This is a genomic window from Pseudomonas sp. P5_152 (assembly GCF_033989915.1).
Taxonomy (GTDB): domain Bacteria; phylum Pseudomonadota; class Gammaproteobacteria; order Pseudomonadales; family Pseudomonadaceae; genus Aquipseudomonas.
Genome location: NZ_JASFAH010000002.1, coordinates 165,579 through 176,483, shown reverse-complemented (window position 1 = coordinate 176,483; position 10,905 = coordinate 165,579). Strand labels below are relative to the sequence as shown.

The following is a 10,905-nucleotide window of genomic DNA, read 5'->3' as shown; positions in this document are numbered from 1 at the left end:
CGGGACTTTGCGTGGATCTACAAATTGGCGCAGTCAGATGAATCGATATTTAGCGTAGGACGCGTCCGTTAAACCGGGTGGTTGTCGAGGGCTCTGATCTTGTAAGTGATTTGCGTAGGAATAAAGGTGGTAGGCCGCACGTTGATTAAACGCCATCGGGCAGACCTATCACACGGAACAGACCTTTCCAGAGCGCAGCAATGAGGCGTTTTTAACCGAATCGGTCGAGCGCGGCAAGTAGGTCTGGGAGCAAAACAATTGCACTGGCTGCCACACGCTGCTGGGGGAGGGCGCCTGCTTGCTCCCGAGTTGGGCAACGTATTCCAGCGACGCGGCGCAGAGGAGGGTTTCAAACCCTTCCTGCACGCTTGGATGAAGATGCAGCCACTGGGAATACCGGGCCGTCGCGCGATGCCTCAGTTCAAGTTAAGTGACCAGGAGGTGGATGACATCGCTGAGTTCCTCAAGTGGAGTTCGAAAATCAACACCAATGGCTGGCCGCCAAACCGGCGTTGGTCATGGCGGGCGGTGCGGTAAACGCTTCGTCACCGAGAGATGTCGCGGCGTTCTGGTCGTCCCAAGTCGATAGGGTTGGATGACCGCCTGACAAAGGATTTTTATTGAGCATGAGTGACGTCCCCAGTCTATTCAGGCGTTAGCTTAGCTCCAGGATTGCGAAGGAGGTGCACGCAGGCACCAACGTCGATTCTTGACGCGTATCAAGATTGGATTTGCGTAAGGGCTGTAGGTTGGAAGAACGCCTCCCAATGACCGGAGATCGGCATGGCCAGGAATTTCCCCATCAACCCTAAGCACCCCGAACGGATCTGTTGGGGGTGCGACCGCTATTGCCCGGCGAAGTCCCTGGCCTGCGGCAATGGCTCTGACCGTACGATGCATCCGGCCGAACTTTTTGGCGACGATTGGCATCTTCCTGGTGACTGGGGCATCGATCCCCTGATGACAAACGACAAGCCGATAGATACCCAGAAACCGGGTTAAAGTGCTCATCCACGCCTATTCATATGCTCCCTCCACTCGACTCGCTTTAGTTGCGCCAAGCGCCTCCAGCGAACGAACCGGGCAAAACAACCGTATATCAATCGTTAGTGAAGAATGAATCGTCCGCTGTTTGTTTCTCTAGATGGGCCCAAGGGAACCGGTAAAACCACACTGTTGGAGGCCGTTACGAAAGTACTGCGGGCAGACAACAAAAAGGTGATCCGACTTTGCGAGAGTAAAAGCGATCCCTACAGGGGTGAAACCATGGCCCTGGTAAACCAGTTCGTCAGAAATCCCATACGGGATCTGGAGTGGGAGGTTTGCCGACGCTTTGCCGATAGTCGCCGCTGGATTTCCCAGCACGTGCTGACTAAACAGCCACAGGACAGCATCATCCTGATCGATCGCTGGTACCCGTCCGATGCCGCGTTTCGCCGGCAGATCCCGTTTGCAGAGATCCTGCAGTTGAACATTGATCGAGGCGTGCAAGTGCCAGACCTGCATGTCGGGGTTGTTACCGACCCTGAGGTTTCATGGGCGAGGGCCGCGGCACGCCAGCGTGGGCTGAGCAGTACCGTGATCCATAAGCTGGAAGAACATGTCGCTTGTACCCAGGCGTTCGAGCGCGCGATTGCAGATCACGACTGGGTTTTGTGCCGCAATGAAGGAACGATCGAAGTCGCAACGATGCAGGTGGTTGCGCAGATCCAAAGGGTCCTTCGCAGCTCTGTAGACGCCAGTGCATAGCACCTGGGCAGATGCTTGCTTTGTCAGCGCGAACCCTCGGCGTTGCGTGTTGACTCTGTTCCGATGAATGGCAAAAGGCTCGGAAAATAGCGCTGGCTGCTCACGCTTAGGGCGCCGATGAGGTCTTTTTTTGGTCTGGTATAGAGATCATACCATCATCACAGGTTACCTACCTCTACATCGTCCTGTCCAGAAGATGCGGGCTGGGCGCTGTCGAGCAAACCGGACGCGGATTGGTGATCAAGGCGTTGGACATGGCTTATGAAAAGCGAGGTAGACCTCAAGGACTGCTGTTCCACTCGGATCAGGGGTCGCAATATGGCAGCCGTCAGTTTCGCCAATGTCTCTGGCGTTACCGCATGCGCCAGAGCATGAGTCGTCGTGGAAACTGTTGGGACAACGCGCCGTGGAGCGCGTGTTCCGGAGCTTGAAAACTGAGTGGATACCGACCGTGGGCTACATGACGGCTCAAGAAGCGCACCGAGACATCAGCCATTATTTGATGCATCGGTACAACTGGATTCGACCACATCAGTTCAACGGTTGGCTGGCCCCAGCTCAGGCCGAGAAAAAACTTAACGTCGTGTCCGGGATTAGTTGACCACTACATAGCTAGCTCTGCTATCGCGAGATGAGATGCATTCGGCTGCGCTTGGAGCACTTTCAGCCTACGAGAGTGGCAAGGACATCCGCTGGCCGAGCTTGATTCACCGCTTCGAAACCCGCATCTTCGCGATGAGCAAAGTCCTTACAGCCTGTGTTAATCGTCGTGGCCTCGTTGATCTTGGGTGCCACCAACGCAACTGATCGTTGGCCAACCTACATCGCGATCTGAGCGGCAGTTTTGGTGTTGATCATCGTGGGCTCCGCCGCGCTTTTGAAATCGCTCAAAGCTCGTCGTAAGTCTCAGGCTGAGGTCTGATTGTTGCCAACGTTTTAGAAAATCGAGGGAGTGGTATGACTGGGGAGAACAGGTCGACAGTGGTGAAGAACAAGCCGAAGGTTGTGAATGGATGGCGCAATTTTCGTGTGACACGCATCCCAGATGTTGTGGACATCGAACTCTATCGCAACGACCGGTCATTGGTGAGCAATCTGGAAGGCGGCCAGCTATCCGAAGGGCAGCGTAATGCGGCGATACTCCACATGCTGCTGGTGAAAGGCGACGGCCCAATTATCATCGATCAGCCAGAGGACGAAGTAGATGCAAGCTTCATCTACAAAGACTTGGTGCCGTTGCTTCGGCAGGCAAAATCCTGTCGCCAAATCATCTTGGCCACGCACAACGCCAACCTACCTGTGAATGCTGACGCCGAATTCGTTTTTGCACTTGAATCTGTCAACGGAAGAGGAGGGGTATTGGCACAAGAGGGTCTGGACAGGCGAGAGACCGCCTTAGCTGTGCTGGACATCATGGAGGGGTCAGAGGAGGCGTTCAGGCGTCGTTTTGACAAGTACCACTTCTAATCAAACCGTCTCGCCGATCCATGTTTTGCGGTGCTGTGCACTCGTGATTTTTGGCCGCGCGTGTAGACGCGGCACTGAGGTTCTCCCAGGCCTAGAGAGTGGCAATTGCAACCTTAAGAGGCTAACCCTCAAGGAATGCAATCACCTCATCAAGTGAGCATGCCCAGCGCAGCGTACCCACGGAAATTGAGAGTGACTGCTCATCGCTCGTATAGACCGCGAAGGGGGTGCAAACAACACCGACGATTCTCTCGTATTTGGTGAAATCGAAGTTGTCACCCACTGGGTTTTCTGAAAGTCGATTCACGATATTTACCCAGGTGTTCACACCGTTGTTTACGGTCGACGCAGCGTTACGGATAACAGAATGGACTCCTTGATCGTACTCCCGAGTGTACGGGATGCTTTTGCAGGACACGAGGAGGAGGGTGCCTTCAAACGAGCCAATTGCATCTATATCGGTCACGGCTTGGCCAGCGACTTTGAGCGTCCGTTGCCTAAGCTCGCGAATGTTGTCGTCGGCCCAGCGGGTTCGATCAATCCTTTGTTGAACGACATCTTCGAATTTTGTTGCCCGCTCGTTGGCGACTTTGCCTTGTGTCTTCGGGATGTTGAACCACGCCAAAAAACCCATAGAGGCCGCCCACATGTCGACACACATGTAGTCATTCGTTTTTCTGGCAGGAGCGCCATGAGCGGCAGGCCAAACTTCTCCCAAAAAGCTCAAGCAGCTAGAGCTGAATGCTTCGAAGCTTTCCGGCGCCTGGAACTGAGGTAGGTGCTGACGTACGTCATCGCAGACGGCGTCATACACTTTCTCCCCGAGCATGTTCCACTCGTTGAACGGCATGATGAAATAGCCGAGCTCCATAGTCCGCAGGATCGAGTAGCGGCTTCGCTGTAAGTAGCGTCCAGCGATCAAAAGTACCAAGAGGCAAAGCGAGGCGTTGGGCTCAATGGCTTGTTTTTCCAGTGCTGGCGCTCGATGCAGTTCAAAGATTCTCGCGAGATCAAGAGTGCTTGGGCGGAACCGAATCAAAACCTTTCCTGCGCTTCCGTAAGCAGCGGCTCGTGGGTGTCCTTTCAGGAACTCTTGGGGCGCAACCGCGATCTCGTCGCTTAATAGGCCCCAATACGCTTGTGCAAAATTCACCTCTGTATTGATGATCTTGTCAGCGGACTCATCATGGGCCAAGCCTGCCTGGTTCAAGGCGGCACCATGAAATGTACGACTATGGGAATCATGGCGCTGGTCATATATCCGAACCGCATTCTCCAATACCGGATCTGAAACGCGACTCGGGAGTCTCGTCGGTGCTGGGCTCGCCATCGGTCTGAAGGCGAGCGCTCCTTTTGTAAGCCTTCCGGGGGCGCGGTTACCTTCAGTTGGGAAGGTAAAGCTGTATTCCTTACTCGCTAACTTGAACCCAACCTGCAAGTCGTAAATGATGTTGATGAAGGCTATGAAGCGAGCAATATGCCTCAGTGTGCTTTCGTTGACAGGAAAGACAAAACCTTTGCTGCCGTACCCAGCTGACTCCAGCTTGACACTACGGTTTGCGTAGACCTCAGCTAATGCACGTGCATTAGGGCAGGTTGAAATCAAGTTTCCGGCGAAAACAGTGTTGGGTGTGCGTCGAAAGTAGTACATCCAGCGCATTGCTGAATAGGCGTTCAGATCGCGTGAATATGCCTCTTCCATGGCCTGGATCGCTTGAGTGAAGAACTCACCGCTCTCACGGGCGGTCAGCGTGCCCGCAGCTTTTGCAGATTGAAAGAATGGGAATTGCTTAATCCTGTCTTCAAGCTCAATTATAGAGCGAGTAATATCAGCCAAGAATTTTGGGTTGGTTGGGGCATGTTGAAGCAGGGTGCTCATAAAAACTCTGTCCTTAGAAAACCTTTAAGCCGTTGAAGTGTTGAAGCTGATGTGCCTTGCACTTGGCTGTTCTGAATCACATGCTTTTTTTCAGCGTTTCATACTCTTCGCTCGACATGTAGTCGTGTTCAATCATGTGATCTAGCATTGCGCGAACATAGCCGTCAAGCTCTCTAAAAAGATTCTCCCGTTCACTTCTGCTTTTGATCAGTTGCTCGAGCCGTGCCCCTATGTGAACAATATTGGTTCTGAGCCCAACCTCTTGCTTCGTCGTCTCGTCTTTCTTTCCAGTGAGCTCTCGAAATCTGTCCATTAATCGTTCGTGCTCCTTGGGACAGTTGGTCACATATTTTGAGACCACCTTTTTTATATCCTGAAATTTCATAAAATCATCTGGACATGCTAGGAACTCAATCAAGCTTAACGCTTGTACGAATTTTGACGTGGCTGATTGGGTCTGAAGCATTTGAGAATAGAGCGAAAGCCCATGAGCAGCGATCTTGCCGACCTCTCCGTACTGTGGGAACCGATCCCACTCCGGTTGACGTAAGTCGAGGCCAAGACCTTTCGTAGTTACATGTGTGAAGGCTGCGCCGGCCAGCAAAACGGAGTTCATCGCATCCGATTTCACCAAAAGCGCTGCCGACATCATTAAATTGGACATTAATTGTCCAGCATTTGCTGGCTTGGTTTCGCATGCAAGGTGTTCCAGCTTGCAGTTTTGGTAGTTGATTACGTCAAAACACAGACTGTCAGTTATTTCGGATATTCTGGCTATCATTTCCAGATGAGCGCTGTGACTGCCACGCTTAAGTTCCTCCCAAGAAAACTTTAGAGGTATCACAAGCAAAGGATGTTTATCCAGCTGTCCTAAACGCACATTGGATGCGCTTATCTGAGAATATGCAACCTTCGTTAACTGCTTGTTGTCAACGTGTATGCTCGCTAGATTTAATCTTCCTTGTGGATAGATCATAACTCCATATGGGAGAAATACTGAGCGATCAGTAACTAATCGAGAGAGTGGGAGTATTGCTAGATGGCAGTCTTCTTGGAAATATTTTTTGTATGCTTTACAAAGATCACCTTGGTCAATGCTTCTATATTTTTTTTCGTCATACCAGTGTTGATGAATTTCAGGGCAAGGGGTTTCCACCCCTATAGACTCGTTCGTTTCGGGAGGCGTATCTAGAGGCTCAGAAACACCAAGCCAGCATTCTAAGCAGTGCCGCTCGCAACCATTTTTGTAGTTGGTGGGTCTATAGAAGTAATGATCACGCCCCCCCGCATAATCTAATATGCTGTAGGCTCTGCTGCAGTCAGAGCAGATTCTAACAAGTTTCGTCTCGTAGGTGCTTAGTGTTAAGCCATCAATGCTAAGTTTCAAGTTGTTCTTCTCGATTAATTCACAGTGAGGTCACTGTTTCCTTCAGGGGACTGGTCTGCCGCGATTTTCTTCTGACTCTTGCGGGAAAGCATGCCGGATTCGGTGCGCGATCTCGAGACTAATGTTGCCACTAAGAATTTGAGTCGGAAAATTAATTGATTGCCCCCTGTTACAGATGATGGTGCTAGAGATAGCGTCTCGCCTCAGTCTGTGGCATATAGCCAGTAACATTGCGCTCGGCCAGGAAGCCAAGAGGCCAACAGACGCCAAGCTTAGGGAGAAGTGGATGTACCTTTCAGCGCTCTCGATCCGGAATTTCCGCCAGTTTGGCGATCTGACTCCAGGCTTTTTCATTCACTTCAATGAGGGCGTCACTGCGCTTGTAGGGGAGAATGATGCCGGCAAGACAGCGGTAATCGACGCCATCCGGCATGTCCTGCAGACCCGTGACTCCGACTTTCTGCGATTGGAGCTCGAAGACTTCCACGTCACGAGCAACGGCGAGCCTGCGACCGACATCACCTTGATTTGCACACTGTCGGGGCTATCCTCGTTAGAGCTCGGTGCCTTTGCTGAGTACGTAACATTCTCTCGCGGGGAAGGGGTGCTCCATGTGCACTGGTCAGCACGTCGACTCGCAATTCCGACAGCATCTCGTCGCTGGGTAGACATCCAAGTTCGTTGTGGCGAGCGCGGAGAAGGGCCCTTACTGGACGTCGGTGTGCGCCAGTTGCTGGCGACCGCTTACTTGAAGCCTTTGCGTGATGCTGAGCGGGAGATGTCACCGGGCCGTAACTCTCGATTGTCTCAAGTTCTGTCCAGCTTTCCGGGGATTGAAACCGGTGAGTCCTATGTCGATACCGCACCGCCGGCGTCAACAGCTGAGGCCTCTGATCTGAGTATTGCCGGCATGGGCGATTACATGCGTGAACTCGTTAGAGGACATGAAGCCATCAAGGTCGCCCAGGCGACGATCAATGACCGATACCTGGAGCCTCTCTCACTGGCTGGGCACCCGCTTCATAGCCATCTTGGCTTCGGCAATTCCGAAAGTGAGACCGCAAAGCTCAAGCTAATCCTTGAGCGGCTCGAATTGGGGCTGCTGGACAAGAGTTCAGGTCTTGCGAAGGGCAGTTATGGCCTGGGTTCAAACAATCTGCTGTTCATGGCCTGCGAGCTCCTCCTGCTTGGGAAGGAGCCGGACGGGCTGCCGCTACTGTTGATCGAAGAGCCTGAAGCGCATCTTCACCCGCAGCGCCAGCTCAGACTGATGGAGTTTCTGGTGAGCGCATCCCAGCCTGTAGCCCAGGCGCAGAGGCAACAGCAAGAGCCAGCGCAGACACGCCCCGTGCAGGTGATTCTTACCACGCACAGCCCCAACCTGAGCTCTAAGATTGCTCTGGAAAACCTGGTACTCATTCAAGGCCAGCGCGCGTTCTCCATGGCGCAGGAGCGCACCAAGCTCTCCGCTGATGACTATCGCTTCCTAAGCCGTTTTCTGGATGCCACAAAAGCCAGTCTGTTCTTTGCGAAGGGGCTGCTCATCGTAGAAGGGGATGCCGAGGCGATACTTATGCCGGCGTTGGCTCGGCTGCTAGAACGCGACCTGACAAAGCACGGCGTGTCGATCGTCAACGTGGGTGGAGTTGGCTTGCGTCGCTATGCGCACATCATGCAGCGCGCTGATATCTCCGAAGGCGAAATCCAGATTCCAACCGCCTGCATCACCGATATGGATGTAATGCCTGATTGCGCGCCGGCAATCATGGGACTGAACCCGAACAAGCTCACGGCTAGCGGCAAACGGGCCCCTCGTCGATGGCGGATGTTGAGCGACTTTGGTGCTACAGATGCGGAACGAGCGCGGAGGCTAGCGGCTCATAGAGAAAAACGTTCACGTGGTGATGGTCAGAATGTAAAAACCTTCGTGGCCACTCATTGGACGCTCGAATACGATCTGGCTGTCGAGGGACTCATGGAATGGGTGCATCGCGCTGCCACGTTGGCCGTACATGACGTGAAGCTGAATGAGCGCAAACTGACACGCGAGAAAGTCCTTGAGAAGGCGAGCAAGGCGCTGACGGTACTCAAGGATCGCTATCCCACCGATCAAGAGCGAGCCACTGAGATTTACCGTCTTGTGGATTCCGGCTCCAAGTCGATCACTGCTCAACACTTGGTCGACCTGCTGCAAATGGCATTTGATGAGGGTGAACTCGACCAGGCGAGCTTGCGTGCAGCGCTACCGATATACCTGGTTGAAGCGATAGAGTTTGCAACTGGAAGTCCAATTCTTTCTCAGACACCAGAACCACCTGCTGAGCCCGCCACTACGGCCCCTCCCCAGACAACTGAAGCGGGGGAATTTGTGTAATGCGGCTCCAAGATCTTGTTCCGCCAGTCACGGATGCAGACATCGAATGGGTGAGCGCCCTTATGTCGCTGCGCGACCTGGATGAGCGACGGAGGGAGTTTCTCAAGCGCCTCGATACGCTCGATGTGGCGGCATGCCCGGGTAGCGGCAAGACCACCTTGATAGTTGCCAAGCTCGCCATACTTGGGCGCCACTGGCGTAGTCGAACGCAGGGGATCTGCGTGCTGTCGCACACCAATGCGGCACGTGAGGAAATCGAGAGCCGGCTGGGCGCCACAGAGGTTGGCCAGAGACTATTGCGATACCCGCACTTCATCGACACCATCCATGGTTTTGTCATGCGGTTTCTCGCGTCGCCTTGGCTGCGCTCGAATGGCCACCCGTTGGTTATGATTGATGACGAGGCGACTGGACGTGCCAGGGGAAGGGCGTTGGGTGGTGAGCGAAGAAATATGGAGATCTTCCTTGGCAACAAGGACAAAACGCTTGCTGATCTTCGTCTTCAAACCGCTGACTTTTCTGATCCGCTTGGGGGCGCGCACTACATTTGTTCACCTAAAGCTCCGTCACACGGAAAGCTAGGCAGAGCCATGGGCGCTGCTGCGTCGGAAGGCTACTTTTGCTACGACGAGGTATTCACGCTCGGCCAGGCCATGATCGAGCAAGAACCGAATATTGCTCAGTCGCTGCAAGCTCGGTTCCCCTGCGTGCTCGTCGACGAGATGCAAGACACCGATGTGAAGCAGAGTCGCCTCTTGAACCACGTCTTTCCGCGCGATACTGCAAATACAGTCGTGGTGAGGGTGGGGGATCCCAATCAGCAGATCTTTGAGGGCGACGGCGAGTCCGATGGGGCCTTCCCTCATGGAGAGACGATTGATATCTCCACGAGCTTCCGATTCAACCAGGCCATTGCCTCTCAGGCGAACAGCTTTGCGGTAGCTCCAATTACCGGGGGGTTGATAGGTCGGGGCAGAACGGGAGTTGGCTGTCCAAACACAATATTTGTCTTCCCTGACGACAATGCAAGGGGTGTCCTCGGCGCATTTGCGAATTTGGTGTCCCGGTGTCTACCCGTTGCGGAGCGCAAGGATGGGGTGCATGCAATCGGCGCAGTGCATCGGCTGAAGGACTACAAGATCGAGCAATATCCAAAGGCCCTGGAGCATTATTGGAGCGCCTACCGCTCTGATGCTAGTACCTCTAGATACGCTCCTAAGACGTTCGTTGAAGGTGTTCGTAGGGCAAGGGCACACCTAGCCAATACCGGTCATGCTCACGAAAGCGTCGAGATGATTGCCAAGTGTCTGCTTCATCTCGCCGAACGTAGTGGGTTAAGAAAACCTGTCCAGATCAGGACGAGGCTTCACCGCTATATAGAGCGAAGCTTGGCGTCTAACACGAACCTTCTGAAAGCCTACCAACGATGTATCTACCTCTATTTGTTCTACTCGCATCCGCTAAGAGAGGAGCGGTGGGTTCATACGCATGTCGTGCTGCTTCGACGCCTGATCGCAGAACTGCATCCTGGGGAGGCCATATCAAACAGCTCCGAGGTAGAAGCCTACTTGGCGTGGACAGAACCAGGGGAAACGGTCGATGTCGAGTCCGAGGTACCACATAAAGCCATCAACACCTACCGATCCGAGGAGGGCGGAGACGACCCCGTCGACGTTCAGCTGGCGTCCATGCACTCTGTAAAGGGCAAGACTCATACGGCGACCCTGATTGTGGAAACATTCAGTGGACAGCGCTTCCTGGAAATGATGCTGCCCTGGCTGGAGGGTAAGCCTCTGGTGAAGAAAGAGCACAAAGTGACTTACCGGAAGAACAGGATGCTCATGTACGTAGGTATGACTAGGCCAACGCATCTGCTGTGCCTGGCTATTCGAAGCAGCGCGCTGGGCGAGAGGGAGGCGAGAGCTGTGCGAAAGGCAGCGCTGGAGGCGCAGGGGTGGGTGATCAATGAGCTCGATATGTAAGCGTAAGCTATCGGCAGATAGCCGAAGCGGTTTCCAAAGACCTGGGTGGAGCATCTTTCTCCAAGAC

6 protein-coding genes and 3 pseudogenes are annotated in these 10,905 nt (G+C 53.6%); 7 read left to right on the top strand and 2 right to left on the bottom strand.

Going from position 1 to position 10,905, the window contains the following annotated elements:
• The first annotated feature begins 154 nt into the window (after window positions 1-154).
• The 5 genes and pseudogenes from QMK50_RS00695 to QMK50_RS00675 form a co-directional block, all read left to right on the top strand.
• A pseudogene (locus QMK50_RS00695) lies at window positions 155-537 on the top strand (c-type cytochrome).
• A gap of 246 nt (window positions 538-783) precedes the next feature.
• The gene (locus tag QMK50_RS00690) at window positions 784-1,002 is read left to right on the top strand and encodes a DUF3079 domain-containing protein (protein ID WP_320332208.1); all 219 of its coding nucleotides are present in this window, start codon (window positions 784-786) and stop codon (window positions 1,000-1,002) included.
• A gap of 114 nt (window positions 1,003-1,116) precedes the next feature.
• Window positions 1,117-1,749 carry a dTMP kinase gene (locus QMK50_RS00685; RefSeq protein WP_320332207.1) on the top strand — a complete coding sequence of 211 codons (633 nt, stop codon included), beginning with the start codon at window positions 1,117-1,119 and terminating at the stop codon, window positions 1,747-1,749.
• A gap of 201 nt (window positions 1,750-1,950) precedes the next feature.
• Window positions 1,951-2,350: pseudogene (locus QMK50_RS00680) on the top strand (DDE-type integrase/transposase/recombinase); the annotation flags it as partial.
• A 407-nt stretch (window positions 2,351-2,757) separates the two neighbouring features.
• Window positions 2,758-3,216, top strand: a pseudogene (locus QMK50_RS00675) (TrlF family ATPase); the annotation flags it as partial.
• A 121-nt stretch (window positions 3,217-3,337) separates the two neighbouring features.
• Here the strand turns inward: QMK50_RS00675 and QMK50_RS00670 are convergent.
• Together QMK50_RS00670 and QMK50_RS00665 are read right to left on the bottom strand one after the other, a co-directional pair.
• Entirely contained in the window at window positions 3,338-5,095 is a 1,758-nt protein-coding gene (locus tag QMK50_RS00670) for a hypothetical protein (RefSeq protein WP_320332205.1), read from the bottom strand.
• A gap of 76 nt (window positions 5,096-5,171) precedes the next feature.
• The gene (locus tag QMK50_RS00665; RefSeq protein ID WP_320332204.1) at window positions 5,172-6,482 is read right to left on the bottom strand and encodes a hypothetical protein; all 1,311 of its coding nucleotides are present in this window, start codon (window positions 6,480-6,482) and stop codon (window positions 5,172-5,174) included.
• Window positions 6,483-6,768: 286 nt separating this feature from the next.
• Here QMK50_RS00665 and QMK50_RS00660 point away from each other — a divergent pair, with 286 nt between their 5' ends.
• Both QMK50_RS00660 and QMK50_RS00655 read left to right on the top strand, forming a co-directional pair.
• Window positions 6,769-8,856, top strand: coding sequence for an ATP-dependent nuclease (locus QMK50_RS00660; RefSeq protein ID WP_320332203.1), 2,088 nt, complete (start codon window positions 6,769-6,771; stop codon window positions 8,854-8,856).
• Window positions 8,856-10,838 (top strand): UvrD-helicase domain-containing protein, encoded by a 1,983-nt coding sequence (locus tag QMK50_RS00655; protein ID WP_213028693.1) that lies wholly within the window; start codon window positions 8,856-8,858, stop codon window positions 10,836-10,838. Before QMK50_RS00660 ends, QMK50_RS00655 begins: the two co-directional genes overlap by 1 nt.
• The last annotated feature ends 67 nt before the right edge of the window (window positions 10,839-10,905 follow it).

Bases quoted from the DNA above. Each gene is read 5' to 3' on its own strand.
- QMK50_RS00670 (WP_320332205.1), bottom strand. From the start codon at position 5,095: ATGAGCACCCTGCTTCAACATGCCCCAACCAACCCAAAATTCTTGGCT.
- QMK50_RS00660 (WP_320332203.1), top strand. From the start codon at position 6,769: ATGTACCTTTCAGCGCTCTCGATCCGGAATTTCCGCCAGTTTGGCGAT.
- QMK50_RS00685 (WP_320332207.1), top strand. From the start codon at position 1,117: ATGAATCGTCCGCTGTTTGTTTCTCTAGATGGGCCCAAGGGAACCGGT.
- QMK50_RS00655 (WP_213028693.1), top strand. From the start codon at position 8,856: ATGCGGCTCCAAGATCTTGTTCCGCCAGTCACGGATGCAGACATCGAA.
- QMK50_RS00690 (WP_320332208.1), top strand. From the start codon at position 784: ATGGCCAGGAATTTCCCCATCAACCCTAAGCACCCCGAACGGATCTGT.